This window comes from Shewanella sp. MBTL60-007, from assembly GCF_019654915.1.
GTDB lineage: Bacteria > Pseudomonadota > Gammaproteobacteria > Enterobacterales > Shewanellaceae > Shewanella.
The window spans coordinates 31,918-48,017 of sequence record NZ_BPET01000006.1; the positions used below are offsets into that span (position 1 = coordinate 31,918).

12 protein-coding genes and 1 tRNA gene are annotated in these 16,100 nt (G+C 45.0%); 9 read left to right on the top strand and 4 right to left on the bottom strand.

All coding sequences use genetic code 11. The annotated features are described in order from the left end of the window. Positions 1-184 precede the first annotated feature (184 nt). The gene (locus K5Q92_RS03175; protein WP_220767605.1) at positions 185-409 is read left to right on the top strand and encodes a cytochrome c3 family protein; all 225 of its coding nucleotides are present in this window, start codon (positions 185-187) and stop codon (positions 407-409) included. A gap of 121 nt (positions 410-530) precedes the next feature. Here the strand turns inward: K5Q92_RS03175 and K5Q92_RS03180 are convergent. The 3 genes from K5Q92_RS03180 to K5Q92_RS03190 form a co-directional block, all read right to left on the bottom strand. Further along, positions 531-607: transfer RNA gene (locus K5Q92_RS03180), tRNA-Pro, on the bottom strand. A 136-nt stretch (positions 608-743) separates the two neighbouring features. Next, a complete protein-coding gene (locus tag K5Q92_RS03185) occupies positions 744-2,528 on the bottom strand; it encodes a DUF3413 domain-containing protein (RefSeq protein ID WP_220767606.1) in 1,785 nt (594 codons plus the stop codon). Between the two features lie 81 nt (positions 2,529-2,609). Further along, complete coding sequence (locus K5Q92_RS03190) at positions 2,610-2,828, bottom strand: YejL family protein (protein WP_202723423.1); 219 nt, start codon at positions 2,826-2,828, stop codon at positions 2,610-2,612. Positions 2,829-3,256: 428 nt separating this feature from the next. Between K5Q92_RS03190 and yejK the strand changes: the two genes are divergently transcribed. From yejK to K5Q92_RS03205, 3 genes are all read left to right on the top strand, one after another. Beyond that, positions 3,257-4,285 (top strand): nucleoid-associated protein YejK, encoded by a 1,029-nt coding sequence (yejK, locus tag K5Q92_RS03195; protein WP_220767607.1) that lies wholly within the window; start codon positions 3,257-3,259, stop codon positions 4,283-4,285. A gap of 357 nt (positions 4,286-4,642) precedes the next feature. Further along, on the top strand, positions 4,643-5,533 hold the full coding sequence (locus K5Q92_RS03200; RefSeq protein WP_220767608.1) for a 6-carboxytetrahydropterin synthase: 891 nt from the start codon (positions 4,643-4,645) through the stop codon (positions 5,531-5,533). Positions 5,534-5,599: 66 nt separating this feature from the next. Continuing rightward, positions 5,600-6,397, top strand: coding sequence for a M23 family metallopeptidase (locus K5Q92_RS03205; RefSeq protein WP_220767675.1), 798 nt, complete (start codon positions 5,600-5,602; stop codon positions 6,395-6,397). Positions 6,398-6,476: 79 nt separating this feature from the next. On the opposite strand, the gene K5Q92_RS03210 is transcribed toward K5Q92_RS03205, so the two are convergent. Then, positions 6,477-6,983 carry a DUF2062 domain-containing protein gene (locus K5Q92_RS03210; RefSeq protein ID WP_220767609.1) on the bottom strand — a complete coding sequence of 169 codons (507 nt, stop codon included), beginning with the start codon at positions 6,981-6,983 and terminating at the stop codon, positions 6,477-6,479. 43 nt (positions 6,984-7,026) lie between these two features. Here K5Q92_RS03210 and K5Q92_RS03215 point away from each other — a divergent pair, with 43 nt between their 5' ends. The 5 genes from K5Q92_RS03215 (at position 7,027) to K5Q92_RS03235 (ending at position 15,949) form a co-directional block, all read left to right on the top strand. Next, positions 7,027-9,396: a DNA internalization-related competence protein ComEC/Rec2 gene (locus K5Q92_RS03215; RefSeq protein WP_308443567.1), complete on the top strand. Its 2,370-nt coding sequence runs from the start codon at positions 7,027-7,029 to the stop codon at positions 9,394-9,396. A 32-nt stretch (positions 9,397-9,428) separates the two neighbouring features. Then, positions 9,429-11,252 (top strand): lipid A export permease/ATP-binding protein MsbA, encoded by a 1,824-nt coding sequence (gene msbA / locus K5Q92_RS03220; protein ID WP_220767611.1) that lies wholly within the window; start codon positions 9,429-9,431, stop codon positions 11,250-11,252. Beyond that, positions 11,253-12,245 (top strand): tetraacyldisaccharide 4'-kinase, encoded by a 993-nt coding sequence (gene lpxK, locus K5Q92_RS03225; RefSeq protein WP_220767612.1) that lies wholly within the window; start codon positions 11,253-11,255, stop codon positions 12,243-12,245. 11 nt (positions 12,246-12,256) lie between these two features. After that, entirely contained in the window at positions 12,257-12,430 is a 174-nt protein-coding gene (locus K5Q92_RS03230) for a Trm112 family protein (protein ID WP_220767613.1), read from the top strand. 450 nt (positions 12,431-12,880) lie between these two features. Further along, positions 12,881-15,949: an Ig-like domain-containing protein gene (locus K5Q92_RS03235; RefSeq protein WP_220767614.1), complete on the top strand. Its 3,069-nt coding sequence runs from the start codon at positions 12,881-12,883 to the stop codon at positions 15,947-15,949. Positions 15,950-16,100 lie beyond the last annotated feature (151 nt).

A 16,100-nucleotide genomic window follows, 5' to 3' on the forward strand; every position in this document is an offset into this window, starting at 1 on the left:
TCAGCTTTTGTTCAACTCTAGCGCCAAATTTAAGTTTCAATTAAGGTTAAGTCATATCATGGTAGGCAAGTCTGCTGACAAATTAAGTCTTTCATTTATTAGGCAGAACTAACAAAAATAAGCCTTAACAGTTTTGTAATAACACAAACATTAAGTGCGATAACTCCGATATTAAGGAATGCATATGAAATATTTAACTTTGGTTGCTGCGTTAGCGTTTTCTGCTTCAGCTATGGCTGTAAACTGTACAGATTGCCATGAGACAATTAATGTTGAAGAGCATACTGAAATGGAAGCGACCATTGCTACCTGTAACGATTGCCACGATATGGCAAGTGCTCACGAGTTAGATAAAGAAATCCACACTCCAGAGTTAACAATGAAAGAGTGTGCTGACTGTCACGAGTAAATACTCAGGCAAGATTAAAAGCGCTGTAATATCGGCGCTTTTTTTATGCCTAATCATTATTTTTAGCGTTTTGATTTATAACAAAAAAGCCAGCTGATTAGCTGGCTTTTTTGTTTGTATTTGGTCGGGATAACAGGATTTGAACCTGTGATCTCTTGTCCCCCAGACAAGCGCCTTACCGGACTAGGCCATATCCCGAGATATTCAACAGAACCTGTTATAACAACTTATAACGAAAGGGGAGCGTTCTGAAGAGCCAGCACTTTATCAAGTCATTTTTGTTAGTGCAAGCCCTTCATGGCTTTAAATGGTTCATTTGCTTAGTTTATAATCTTTAGTGGATGTGGAGCCTACGTCCTTCACGCATAACCTCAATCAACTCTGGTGCGCTCATTTTCTTCTTTAAGCGCTTACGATACTCACTGTCGTAGATCCGGTATTTACCGTGACGGTCGATGACAGTGATTTCAGATGGCTGATAAATCGCAAATATACGGTGGTCGCCAACATAGACCCAAGTTTTGTCGCTTGGCTGCATCAGGCTCTGATCTGAGCTATAGTCTGATGCTGGATTAGTACAGCCTAGGATTTGGGTCAAAATAGCAGGTACTAAGCCATTGTGCGTTGTACGATAATGAATCTGTTTGGGCAAGGTTTCATTTGGCCAGTGGATGATCATTGGTACACGCACACTGTCTGGAGACAGGTTAGCTCTTGCTTCATCCGAATTACTGGTAAACATCTTGCCGTTCACACCTGTAATAACCACCATAGTGCCTTCGGGTAGGCTATTTACTACCTGTTCAATTTGCTTATCAATAAAGTTAAGCGATTGACGGTATTGGTTAAATAACACTTTTTGCGCCGGTTTTAGTTTGGTAGCCGATTGTACTGTCTTAATGCCGAGGAAGCCGATAGGCGTATCGTAGCTATCGGGGGACTTTAAGTTGAGTAGGCTAAACCAAGGTTGGTGAGTGGAGCGGGTCCATTGTTGCCAGTTGGCAATAGACTGTAGATCCGACTTAGCATAGCTATTTAGATGCTCGGCATCGACACGTTCAAAATCTTTGTATATTGCCAGAGGCGCGGCTAGCGTATCTTGAGTACTAAATAGCCCTAGCTTGTAGCCCTTAGAGGCGAGCTCTTGAGTTAACACAGGGCTTTGATAGTGTAGATCTACAGCGTTGGAGTAACTGCCTTGCAAACCATAGAGCAAGCTAAACATACCACTATTGAACTGATTGCCGCCACTGAGGTGCTGAGTAAAGTTTACGTTTTTCTTTGCGTAAGATGACAGGAACGGCATCGTTGATTCATCAACAAGATCGGCGCGTAGGCTGTCTACCGCAATGACTAATATATTGGGTTGGCTATCGGCATTACACTGCATCGGCTCTAACGGATACTGTAGGCTAGACTTAGGAGGGGTCTGGCTTTGGTGCTCCTGAATGCCTTCGATGCCGTAGCTTTCCATTAAGCTCTTTGCCGTTGCTGGGTAGGATAGCGGGTAGGCGTCATCAAAATGGGTAATTTCGGTGACATCGGCTGCATCGCCCCAGATATGAATGAGGTGGCTGGAGACAAAGCAGATCCCAACAATCGCAACCACTTTGTTGCCGACGTTGCGCTTACGGATTTTTTCGATTCGCTTCCACAGGAAATTGGCAAGCGTTAGCTCTATCACCAAGATGGCAATAGGGGTAATAATGTATGAGGTGCCTCGAAGCAGAGCATTTAAATCAGCCCATGCGAGATCAAAAACAAAGGGGCTTAAGTGAAGACCATAGTCATCATAGATAACCGTATCATAGAGCAGTAAACATAAGCTCAATGTTGCTACAACTGCGGCATATCCCCTGAGGATCTTGGAATAAGGCAGTATTAAGGTTATGGGGAACACAAAAACCAAATAGACCATAAAAGCCAAGAAGCTGAAATGACCTATGGTGCTGATCAATAAGTAGCCCCAGCCAATAAAAGATTCAGGAAGTCCAATGGTGTCGAGGTAGCGATAGCCAACGATAATGGCGAGTAGGCCATTAATAAAGGCAAACCAATGTCCCCAGCTTACTAAGCGTGAAACGCGATCACGTCCAATCTGTTTTTGTCGCTCGACCATGTTGTTCCATTTATTGTTTAGGCTTTATGAAGGCTAACCTTTGTTGATTAGCCTTAACTTGTTCAGCTTAACTTGTTTATCTTAGTTAGCTTTTACTGACTGTGATAATGCTTTAGCGAATTGCTCTGCAACCACTTCACGAGCTTCTGCTGGAACTTTGTTTTGCAAAAGGTGAGTGACGCAGTTACCTAACGCCATTAGGCTTAGGTCTGTTGGAGATTGGTGCTTCTCTAAAACGGCAAGTAACTCTGCAATAATTGACTCTACTTGAGCGTTAGAATATTTGGATTGAATAGCCATAATGATAAAGGTTCACTTAAAATCTTAATTAACGGCATATAATAACGGATTTTTTGCAGAAGCTCCGCACTTTTTGTTCCCCTTTTTAACATGACAGTTTGATCGAGCCACACGGCTACTCATAAAGCCGAGTTTGAGCGGCATATTTACTGGCGTTTTTATGAAGGCTACAGCCTGCATTGAAACTCGTATAGTTGCTGCTTTTGGCGAGGCTAGATTGCGGGCATAGTGGTTGAGAATAGGTTTTTAGGTGAGAGTCGTGATGGAAGATATATAGATTTTTAACGCCTCTCTGGTATGATAGCGAGCATTAGAATGTGGTTGATTTAAGGCGGATATCTCTACCTGTATCAATGACTGAATATCAATTACTTACAATAAGAGCGTGAGCAAAAGCTAACGCTCCTTGCCAAATTTATCGAGGCTCAATGAGTATTAACGTCGAACAAGCAATTATCCACTCCATTTCTCAAGATGGTGAAGGTCAACTTAGTTGTCGATTACGTCCACAACCTCTGCTAAACAGCCAAGCGGTTGAGGCGATGCTAGAAGAGTTGCATCAAACCTATACCACCAAAGCGGGTAAAGGTTTTGGTCATTTTGGTATTAATGGAGAGGACGGCGAAGCCAACACTAAATTTGAAGAAGCGCTAACGACATACCGTAGTGGCGAGTTGGGGTTCGTTGAGTTTTCCGGTATTGCTGGTAAGTTACTGCAAGAAGAGCTGGCTAAATATGACTTTAGTACTGGCGGCTTCCTATTGTTGTCTTGCTATACCTATATGACGAGCGACTACCTATTTGTTTCATTACTAAATGCAAAGTCATCGATGACTGTTCTCGATGATATGGAGCTGTCACAAAACACCCATTTAGATCTCAACAATGTGCAACTTGCTGCACGAATCGATTTGACTGAGTGGCAAGCTGATCCTGATTCGAAAAAGTATATCTCCTTTATTCGTGGTCGTGCAGGGCGTAAAGTTGCCGATTTCTTCCTCGATTTCATGGGCTGTGTCGAAGGTGTGAATACCAAGGCACAGAACAAGTCGTTGATGAATGCTGTTGAAGATTTTGTGGGTAATAGCGAGCTGACTAAAGATGAGCGTCAACAAGCCCGTGAACGCGTATTTGAATATTGTACAGAGCGCTGTGATGAAGGTGCGTCTATTCAGATTAAAGATTTAGCCGATGAGCTTGCAGATCAAGGTATGGACTCTTTCTATGATTTCGCCCAAGGCGGTGATTATGGGTTAGAAGAGGAGTTCCCAGGGGATAAGCCAACGCTAAGACAGCTGAAGAAGTTCTCTGGTACTGGTGGCGGGGTGACATTAAGTTTCGATGGCCAGCACTTAGGCGAGAGAGTGATTTATGATCCTGTCTCAGATACCATTATCATTAAAGGTGTGCCAGCAAACCTTAAAGATCAGTTAGATCGTCGTCTAAAAGGGGAGTAACCCTGCAAGCGTTAGCATGACGATGGTTATAACAAAAACCGAGCCTTAAGTGCTCGGTTTTTTGCTTTTAAATAGCATTATGTTGAGTCTTACCTAATGGTTAAGATGGAAGCTTGTGTAGCGTCATATTTATCAATATATAGAACTAGTCATAGGGGGGGACTCGGCGTTGAATCGTTTCACAGGGGAATAGATAGGCACTCAGGCTAAAAAAGTCGAATGTTATCTCTGTTCAATGTAAGCTACGGCTATGATTAAAAGAGTCATACCTGTTTGACTCAATTTATGTACATTTATCCTGCGGCCATTGCTGCGTGGACTAAGGCAGGTAGACTGTTTTTCTACCTAGGAGCACAAATGCAACTCTTTGTTAAAGATTTAACCGTTATCGATTTTTCTTACCTATGTCCTATTAGAGGTATGGTGGGAGAAAGCTGGATCGTCGATGTTCTACTCGATGGTGGTTTAGATGAGCAGAACATGGTACTCGATTTCGCGAAAGTGAAACGAACCATTAAGAACACCATTGATGATGTGGCTGACCATCGTCTTCTGATCCCTACAGCCTGTAGTGAAGTTCGTTGGCAGCAGCAGGGCGACAGAGTGTGGATGGATTTTAAGAGTCAACAAGGCGATATACATCTTGCTTGTCCGTCAGAGGCTTTTGCACTTATTCCAAGCGAGTTAATCGACTTTGAGAGTGTGAATAAATTTTTGCAGAAGGCATTAAAAGAGGCATTACCGGCTAATGTTGAAGGGATCTCGCTGACTCTCAGAAATGAAATTCACGAGGCACCTTATTATCATTACAGCCATGGTTTGAAAAAACACGATGGTAACTGCCAGCGAATTGCTCACGGTCATCGTAGCCCTGTTACTGTATTTGAAAACGGCGTTGCGGCACCTAAATGGGATGAGTATTGGGCTAAGCGTTGGCAGGATATCTACCTAGCCACGTTAGAAGATCAGGTATTAGTCAGTTCATTAGCCTTGTCTCCTCAAGCTGTCGTCAATGATGACACTCATTATGGATTTCATTATCAGGCTCCACAGGGTGACTTTCAGTTAGCTATGCCTAAAGAGTGTTGTGACATTCTTCCACATGACACGACGGTGGAGCTGTTGGCTGATTATATGGCGCAAACCTTGGTTGAAAAGGTACCTAGCAGTGACTTTAAAGTGATTGCCTATGAAGGCGTAGGTAAAGGCGCGATTGTAAGTAAAGCAGCGAAATTTGCTGCAAGTTAATAGAGCATATAAGGAGTGGCTTTGAGAGCTTTTACTCGGACTATATTTACCTGTGTGTTGACCAGCATGGCTTTTCAGGCCAGCGCTGCGATTGAGTTAAACGGTGAGCTATCCCAAGGGGCGCTTGTTCGAGCTAAGGTGCAACCTGGTACACAAGTGTTCTTGAATGATGAGCCGGTAAAAGTGAATGCTCAAGGTCAGTTCGCCTTTGGTTTTGCTAGAGAAGCTGAGCTTGAGCAGATGCTCAAGCTGGTCTACCCCGATGGTTTAACCGAACTGAAGCCGCTAAAACTGACAAAGCGTCAATACCGGATTCAGGAAGTGAATGGGATCAGCAAAAAAATCATGAAGCCGGATCCTAAGGCACAAGCGCGTGCAGCAAAGGACTCTAAGCAGGTTAAGGCCGCAAGGGCGCAATTCACGCCAAATGATGCTTTTAATCAGCAGTTTATCTGGCCCTTAACGGGCAGGATCTCCGGTGTTTATGGTAGCCAGCGTATTTATAACGGTAAGCCTGGTACACCACACTACGGAGTAGACGTAGCAGCGAAAACCGGGACCGTTGTCGTGGCTCCGGCCGATGGCGTGATATCACTTTCTGTGCCAGATATGTTCTATTCTGGTGGCACCATGATTATTGATCATGGTTATGGCGTTAACTCAAGCTTTCTACACTTGAGTAAGCTGTATGTCAAAGAGGGCGATGTGGTGAAACAGGGAGATAAAGTGGCTGAGGTGGGCTCAACAGGCCGTTCTACTGGCCCGCATCTTGATTGGCGAATTAACTGGTATCAGATGCGCTTGGATCCAACCACAATTGTGCCTTCGATGAAGAGTGTGCTGGCGAAAGAAAACGCCAAGTAACACTAAACAGTAAGTATCTTCGAAGCAGTAAAAAGCAGCCTAAATGGCTGCTTTTTTTATTAGGAAATTCAAATGGCTATTATTTGTAACGCTTCTTCCATTTGAATAGTACCGAGTATTTCCAGAGGTTTTTTATTACGAAATACCCCCCAGCAGAAAAGATACCAGCAAACACCAAGCAACCTAATAAAAAGGGTGGGCCAATTGTTTCAACAGAGGCTTGGACCCACTGCCAGCTCGCTTCGAAATTAAACGCCTGAGGTTCATGCCCTAATAGTGTCGCGCCTAAAAGGTAGGCGATATAGAACATAAATGGCATGGTGATCGGGTTCGTTATCCACACCAGCGCAACGGCTAGGGGAAGGTTAACGTTAAACAAGATTGCTAATGCAGCTGCCAACACCATTTGAAAGGGCATCGGGATCCACGCCGCAAACAGGCCAACGGCAAAGGCTCCGGGGGCTGAGCGACGATTTAAGGTCCATAAATTGGGTTTTAACAGTAGATCACCAAACATGCGCAGGTGTTTGTGTTCGCGCAGTGTTTCTGGCTTAGGCATAAATTTTTCAATTATTTTTTTTGGCATAACTTCAATTTGCTGTCTTAACTTACTTACTATGAATCGATTTATGTGCGGCTATTGCATCACTATAGTTTCAGCATTGCTTTGGCCGGCTCTACCTACACTCTACATTCTGCCCGTACTTATCGTTGTGGCTATTACCGCCTGTAAGCGTGTGCCATTTATCGCTGGAAGCTTGATTGCGATGAGTTGGATTAGCCTGTTTTATGCATTATTAATGGGCTGGAATACAGGTGAACGAGTCGATACATTGAATGTCGAAACAGAGATCATATCATTTGTTCATACAAACGGCGACCGGATCAGCATGGATATTACGCTTATCGATCCGGTTTCCCCCCATATTCTTAACAGAAAGCTTAGGTTAACTTGGCGTGATGCGCCGCCCGTAGCACCGGGCCAGCGCTGGTTGTTAAGCATAAAGCCAAAGCCCATCACCAGTACGTTAAATCAAGGCAGTTTTAACCAACAAAAGAATTTGCTAGCTAAACATATTATAGGAAAAGGTTGGGTTGTTAGTGGTCAGATGCTAACAAGCGCGCCAGATTACCGTACAAGGTTAATTACGGCATTGAAATCCGTGTTGGCCGATGAGGAGAGTGGCGACTTGTTACTTGCGCTGGTGGCAGGCGATAGGAGCCTTATCTCCTCTGCACGTTGGCAGCAGCTTCGGAATACGGGCACGGGTCATCTGTTTGCTATCTCTGGTTTACACCTTTCGGTGGTATCACTTTGGCTGTTGCTCTTGGCCCGTTTTTTCCTGTATCGATACTCGGCTGTCAATAGTCGCCGAAATTGGCTGCTGTGTTTGGCGGTATCAGCTCTGGGAGCGATAGGATACGCATACCTTGCAGGCTTTTCCGTTTCGACACAAAGAGCGCTGATAATGCTACTGGCATTTATCTGTTTTAGTGTATTGAAAACACACTCCTCAAGTTGGGAACGGTTACTTTATGCACTTTTTATCGTTCTCGTGCTTGACCCCTTGAGTATGCTTAGTGCGGGTTTTTGGCTATCTTTTAGTGCCTTGGCGATCATCTTACTCACGGTGACTCAGTATCGGTTTAGCGATGAGGCGTACAGCGCCAATATTGGCTTGTCGGCAGGTGTGAGCGTTGGCCCAAGTCGACTTCTAGCTTTGTGGAATAAGCTTCGCACGGCAGGCCTCTCTTTTTGGGCGGTGCAGTGGCGCTTAACCCTAGGGCTGTGCGTTGTTCAAGCGATCTTTTTTTCTGGAGCATCACTTGCAAGCTTGGTTGTCAACCTGCTGCTAGTCCCTTGGTTTACTTTGTTGCTCATTCCTATAAGCCTGTTGTCATTATTGTTTTTTATTCTGCTGAGCCACTTAGGTTTATCAGCTGCGGGCATATTTAGCCTCGCGGCTTATATTATGTCGCCAGTGGTCAGTATATTGGACTACAGCAGTTCTGTTGGTTTTATATGGCTCGATCTTGCCGATGACGTTATTGCCGCTTTAATGGTTGCGTTAATAGGGCTTTACCTTATGGTCAACTTTAAACAAGGGCGATGGCGGATCTTGCTATCGGTAATGTTTATTCCCTTGTTGCTAATTACGATGTTTAGATTCGTACCCATTGACGATAGGCGATGGCAAGTTCATTTGCTTGATGTGGGTCAGGGATTATCGCTCGTCATAGAGCAAAATAAGCGAGCCATTATTTATGATACTGGTGCACGTTACGGCAACAATTTTAGTTACGCAGAGCGTGTGCTGGAGCCATTTCTAAAGAGTCATGGGATCCAGCAGCTGGACTATTTAATCGTGAGTCATGGGGATAATGATCATGCGGGTGGGGCAGAGGTGATTATCAGGCATAACCCAAAGGTGAAGGTGATCTCTGATCTGGCAGCTGAGCTCGGGGTTGAGCTTACACCAGTTCAGCAAGTTAGTTGTAGACCAAAGACATTTCAATGGCAAAGTCTCACATTAGAGGTGTTAGCGCCGAGTGAGGCAACATCGGGTAACAACGGTTCATGTGTGATTAGGGTGAGTGATATGAGCAACAGTGTGTTACTCAGTGGCGATATAGAGAAAACCGCTGAACTCGAGTTAATCGCTGACACGCATAATCGCGGCACTAATTTGCAAAGCCACGTGTTAATTGCGCCCCACCATGGTAGTAAGACCTCATCAACCGAAGCGTTTATCGATGCGGTATCACCTGAGTTGGTTCTTTTTCCTGCTGGATTTCGAAACCGTTGGGGATTTCCAAGAAAAGAGGTCGTTGAGCGTTACCAAAAACGAAATATTTCGACTTTAACTAGCGGAGAGTCTGGACAGATAAGTATTTTATTTAATCGAAAAACTATGAAAATTCGTACTTATCGGTCAGATTTTGCACCATTTTGGTATAACCAAGTGTTTAGGTTTGGCCTGATTAAAAATCCAGAGTAGAATGCTTCTTTTGCCAATATGTTAATTCCTCAATGACAACATCTTCTAAAAATGAAGTCTGGACTGTTTTTAAGCGCCTATTAGGGTATTTAAAGCCTCTTAAAGCAGTATTAGCTTTTGCCATCATTGGCCTTGCAATGTACGCCCTTGTCGATGCCACTTTTATTGCAGTGATTAAGCCTTTCATCGATGAAGGCTTCGGCGGCCAAGCAGGACAGGCGGCTCAAGCTGCTGGTGGGATAAGTAGTATAGACTTAGGCACGAGCGGTGGTTTCAACTCATCGAGTGATGTTCTAATGATGGCGCCGTTCGTGGTTATCGGGTTATTCTCGCTTCGTGGTCTTGCCAACTTTCTATCGACCTACTGCATCTCTTACATGAGTGCTCGGGTGATCATGGATATGCGTCAAGAGGTGTTTGAACACTATCTGACGCTACCTGTGAGTTATATCGACTCAGAAAACACGGGTAACCTTATCTCTCGTGTCACCTATGACACGGAACAAATTGCTCGGGCGTCGGGCAGTGCGCTTATCACTATCGTTCGTGATAGCATCACAGTTGTGGGCATGATTGCAATCATGTTCTATTTCTCTTGGAAATTATCTTTGGTGATCTTGGTTGTTGGCCCCATTATCGGCGTAGTGATCACCGTAGTCAGCCGTCGTTTCAGAAAGGTGTCTAAACAGATTCAAACAGCCATGGGCGGCGTGACAGCGGCAACCGAGCAGATGATCAAAGGTCATAAGAACGTCTTGTCTTTTGGCGGTCAAGAAACCGAGGCCAAGCGTTTCGCTAAAGTAAACGATCAAAACCGTTATCAAACCATGAAGCTGGCAACGGCGCAGGCTATTAGTCAGCCCCTAGTGATGATTATCGGCTCGTTTGCATTGGCGTTTGTATTATATGCAGCAAGCATTGATAGCATGAAAGCGGAACTTACAGCTGGTACCTTTGCCACCATTTTAGGGGCCATGCTTGCTATGTTGCAGCCGATTAAAAATCTTACTCGAGTCAATGCAGAGTTTCAGCGCGGTATTGCCGCCTGTACTACAGTGTTTGAACTTCTCGATACAGAGCCTGAAAGTGATACGGGAACGCTGGAAGTCGAGCGCGTTAAAGGCGAGCTTGCCTTTAATCATGTGGACTTTAGTTATCCTGGCCATGAAAAATTGGCACTAAACGGTATCGACTTTAAAGTTGAGCAGGGGCAAACCTTAGCTTTAGTGGGTCGCTCAGGTTCAGGAAAATCGACTATTGCGAGTCTCGTTACCCGCTTCTACACAGGCTTAAAGGCCGGTGATATTACGCTCGATGGTCAGAATATCGACGACTATAAGCTTAAGACGTTACGCAGTCAGGTCGCACTGGTATCACAGCAAGTGACTTTGTTTAACGACACTATCGCCAACAATATCGCTTATGCCTATCCAGGTGTCGCGACAAGAGAGCAGATCATCGAGGCGGCCACACTTGCCCATGCGATGGAGTTTATTGAGCCGATGGAATTGGGTTTAGACACCCAGATTGGTGAAAATGGCGTGATGCTTTCTGGCGGTCAGAGACAACGTATTGCGATTGCACGCGCGATTTTGCGTAATGCGCCAGTATTAATTCTTGATGAGGCGACCTCAGCCCTCGATACTGAGTCTGAGAAGGCGATTCAACAGGGCTTAGATAATCTGCGTCAAAACCGTACCTCAATTGTAATCGCTCACCGTTTATCAACCATTGAAAGTGCCGATCAAATTCTGGTTGTTGATCAAGGACGGATTGTTGAACGTGGTAACCATGAAGCCTTGCTGGCTAAAGGCGGCGTTTACGCTAACCTGTATCAGATGCAGTTTGGTAGCTAGATGCAGTCTTGGGTTAATAAGCTATGGTATCAGGGCCACCCACTTAGGTTTGTGTTGTGGCCTCTTGCCTTACTATTTTTCGCTATCACTGGCTTTCGACGCCAACTGTTCCGCTTAGGACTCAAAAAGGCGATAAAACTCCCTGTGCCTGTGATTATCGTGGGAAACATTACCGTTGGTGGCAGCGGTAAAACGCCAACCGTGGTTTATCTTATCGAGTTACTCAGAAAGCATGGTTTAAAGCCAGGTGTGATCAGTCGCGGCTATGGTGTCGAGATTGATGGTGTAAGAGTGGTTTTGCCAGGAGATAGTGCGGATACGGTAGGTGATGAACCTGCTATGATAGTGTCACGCACGCAAGTGCCTATGGTAGTGGGCGCTAAGCGCGTCGATGCGGCGAATAGGTTATTAGCAGAGTTCGATGTTGATATCATCATTAGTGACGATGGCTTACAACATTATCAACTTGCTCGAGATATCGAGCTGGTTATTCTCGATGGTGAACGCCGTTTCGGTAATGGCATGTTACTGCCAGCAGGCCCTCTGCGTGAAGGCCCTTGGCGCTTACAGAGCGTCGACCACGTCATCGTTAATGGTGGCTGCGCTTTGCAAGGAGAGGTGCAGATGACACTCCATCCATCAGCATGGTTACCTGTATCGAGTCAATATGACGGTGTGGAGAGCCCGACTAAAGACTCGCCACTGGTCGCGATGGCAGGGATTGGTAATCCACAGCGTTTTTTCGATACGTTAACTGCCCAAGGTTACCAATTGGAGCAAACCCAAGTCTTTGACGACCATAGTACTTACAGTGAATCAGTGCTAAATGAACTCGCGCATGGTCGTATCTTGGCCATGACAGAAAAAGATGCGGTGAAATGTCGCGATTTTGCAAAAGATAACTGGTGGTATCTCGCTGTAGATGCGAAGCTATCCGCCTCATTTGATCAACAACTACTCGCTAAAATAGATCGGTTAGTAGCAGATAAGTAAAGGTATTCGAAATGGCATTTGATAAAAAACTACTCGAAATCGTTGCGTGCCCAGTATGTAAGGGCAAGCTTGAATACAACAAAGACGCCCAACAGCTGATCTGTAAAGCAGATAAGCTTGTTTACCCAATTAATGATGGTATTCCAGTGCTATTAGAAAACAAAGCAGAACCGTTAGCCGAGTAACTTTTACTATCATTGAAAAGCGCCTAAATGGCGCTTTTTACATTTAATAGCTAATGCCGTTCACCGGATTTCATATCATAGGTTTGCAGCGTGCTGGTACTAGCGCTGCGATTGTCAAAACTCAAATCTTATAAAATCCCAATTAGAGTCTGGTATAAATTATCACCAGCAAATTGCTTTTTTGATGGAATGTCGCTTATCAATTACTTAGTGGAGTTGATGGTCAAAAAGTGTTCGATCGATCAAAAAATGATCGATTCGTGTTTGTAATTCAATCTGTCTCTTTGCTAGTATGCCGCCAGGTTGTTCTGGTCAAACCCAGAGCCAGCAAGGGTTTCCGTCCTTTGCGTTATGATTATTTATTAATTTTCATACTGATAATACCAAAATGAGAAATCTGTCGTTAGGCAGGTTTAAATAAGTACGTTCGACTCTTAGGGGTAATGATATTTGAATAACAAAAATGTCAAATTGGCATCGCATTCGGCTGCCACAATTTTGAAGCTATCGGCCACAACATTATTGGCTTTATCTGCCTTCACTTTTTCAGTCGCTTCAATTGCCGCATCAGTTACCGATGCCAGATATTCTAGCACCCCAAACAATAATAGCTCGATCAGCCACGGTCATGGCTATGCTCTGGGCTGGAAAGCAAATCCTCATAAGCCGCTGGTTGAAGATGAAACTCTAGCACTTGCCAATCGTATGGCAGAGTTTCGTCAAGCGAGTAAATCAAATAAGCAGCAGCTTAAACAAGAGCTGATGTCACAAGCTAAAGCGCGCCAATCTCTGCTGGCAGAGCTGGTTAAAACCGATCCTGAAGCGGCGGTTCGAGCCGTTTTACCTGAGTCCGTCAGAGCTGGCATGCCAAAGGACGTTTTGGCTATGTTGACTCAAAAGCGTGAACTTAAGGGCGAGTTGGAACTTTCATATATAGATTATGAAGACGGTAGTCATAGTCAGTTACGTCATGCGTTGATAACGGATAATGGCTCGGTAGACTTGCATCTTCCTAAAGGAGCAAAGTTTGAGCAGCTGAAAACAGGCTCTCACATTAAAGCGAAGGGCTGGATGTTTAAAGGAACAAGCGATGAACAAACTCAATCTAGCGCGTTAGTGCTCAACGATGAGAGTGATAGTTTACAGCTTGTCGCTGGCACGGATGTAATGAGTGTTTCAGCGTCTAGTTTGCCTAATACTATTGGTGAGCAGCGTACACTGGTAGTGCTGGTAAACTTTCAGAACAATACGAGTCAGCCGTGGACAAACGAGCAAGTGCAGGAGCTGGTTTTTGGTACGGTTAATGACTATTACAAAGAAGCCTCTTATGGCCAGACTTGGCTAAGTGGGGATGTACAGGGTTATTTTACGTTGCCAATCGATGCGACATGTCGAACTAACGATATTGATAACTATGGACGTCAAGCGGTACTTGATAGTGGAATCGACGTTTCTGGTTATGATCGCTGGGTGTATATCTATCCTGAGAACTCAGGTTGTGGCTGGACAGGTCAGGGGACTATTGGCGGAAATCCGTCCCGTGCCTTTATAAATGGCTCAATGACACTGCGTACCGTTGGCCATGAATTGGGGCACAATTTGGGGTTGTATCATGCTAAGGATTATGACTGCTCAGAAGGCGTACTAACGGGTCGTTGTATGTCATTTGAGTATGGCGATACCATGGATATCATGGGGAAATCTGGGGTAACGGGTCATTTCAACGCGTTCAGTAAGCAGCAACTCGGTTGGATTACATCTTCATCTGGTCAAGTTGTCACAGCTGATAACGATGGTAGCTATGAACTTGAGCCTTATGAAACTCTGCCTGCAGGTAAGGCGAAGGGAATAAAAGTGAGACGCGGAACGGATCCCGATACAGGTTTACCCTTGTGGTACTACCTTGAGTATCGTCAGGCGTTAGGTTTCGATGATTTTTTAGCGGGCAAAAATGGTATTACCGATGGCGTGGTATTACATCTAGCGACTGAAAATGACATGCAGAGTAACCTGCTCATCGATATGACGCCAAATAGTGGTATCTATGATTTTGATGATGCGGCTTTGTTGGCGGGGATAAGTTATACCGATCCAGATGCAGGCGTAACAATTACTACTGAGTGGGCCGATGCTTCAGGTGCCAGCGTTAGCGTTAGCTACTCAGGTCTAAGCTGTGTAAAGGCGAGTCCGAGTTTGTCATTACAGCCTAATGAAAGTGCTTGGGTTGAGGCGGGAGCGCTTGTGACCTACAGCGCAACAGTAACCAATAATGACAGTACAGGTTGTGCGATATCGGATTATAACGTGTCTGCTGTAGTGCCGAGTGGCTGGGTAGCGACACAAAATAGTCTCAGTTTAGCGCCTGGGATGAGCGGTACAGTGAGCTTGAATGTGAGTTCGGCAGAGGCTGCTACTGATGGTTTCTACGATATCGCCATAACGGCGGTTGATAGCCGTGACAGCGAGTACACTCAAACAGGTATTGTAAGCTATGTTGTTGACTCGCCTATTGAGGCCTGCGTTATGGCAAGCCCAAGATTTGTCTTGTCGGTTGATAACAGTGGTGAGCTTGCTCCCGGAGAAGTTGCAACTTATCGCGGAACTATCACCAGTCAAGATAGCAGTAGTTGTACAAGCAGCGACTTTGATGTTACTGCCAATGTGCCTGCTGGTTGGCGTGCCGATAGTCTTGGGGTGAGTCTCGCACCCGGTGAAAGCCGTAACATTAGTTTGAACGTTGAGTCATCGACAGTTGCGCAAGATGGCACTTATGATTTCGATATGAGTGCGATAAACCGTCTCGACAATCGATATATTGGTAATGATATCGCAAGCTATACGGTGGCAAAGCCACTGCCAACTTGTACATTGGCCGCGCCATCTATTGTGGTATCAAACCCTCAAGGGGGTGAGGTGAACGCAGGAACTCAGGTGAGTTATAGCGCTACAGTTACGAGCCAAGACAGTGAAGCGTGTCCTGAGGCTGTATTTGCTCTGTTTGCCGATGTGCCAAGTGGTTGGAGTGCTAGTTCTACACGAGTGACGTTAGCACCTGGCGCTAGTACTGTTGTGAATATTAGCGTGACATCGGATACCGAAGCAGAAGCTGGAGTATTTAATGTTGGACTTAATGCTCAGAATTCGAGTGAAGCTGAGTATTTAGGAAAAACCAGTGTGAGTTATACGGTGAAATCTGCGCCAAATACCGCGCCGGTAGCGGTTAGTGATAGTGTGACTATGTCATCTAAAACATCGGTGACCATCGATGTGCTAGCCAATGACTGGGATGCTGAGAGTGATGAACTGACGATTGTTTCAGTGAGTCAGGGGGCAAAGGGAAGTGTTCAGATTAGTGGTGGTCAAGTTATTTATTCACCAGCCAAAAGCTTTAAGAGTGGTGATAGTTTCAGCTATACCATCAGCGACGGTGATAAGACGGCAACGGCTTCTGTTAGCTTGAGCCTAACGAGCTCTGGCGGTGGCGGTAATGGTAACGGCCATGGCAATGGTAAAAAATAACCTGTGATAGGGTTTTACTATCAAGTTTATTATCACTAGATAGTGACTCATAAAGAGGGCGGCGGTTTTTACCGTCGCCCTCTTGTCATTTCAAGCTTATGTACTGTTAATCATAGTACTTAAATTTAAGTACTGTAAATATAAGTACTGT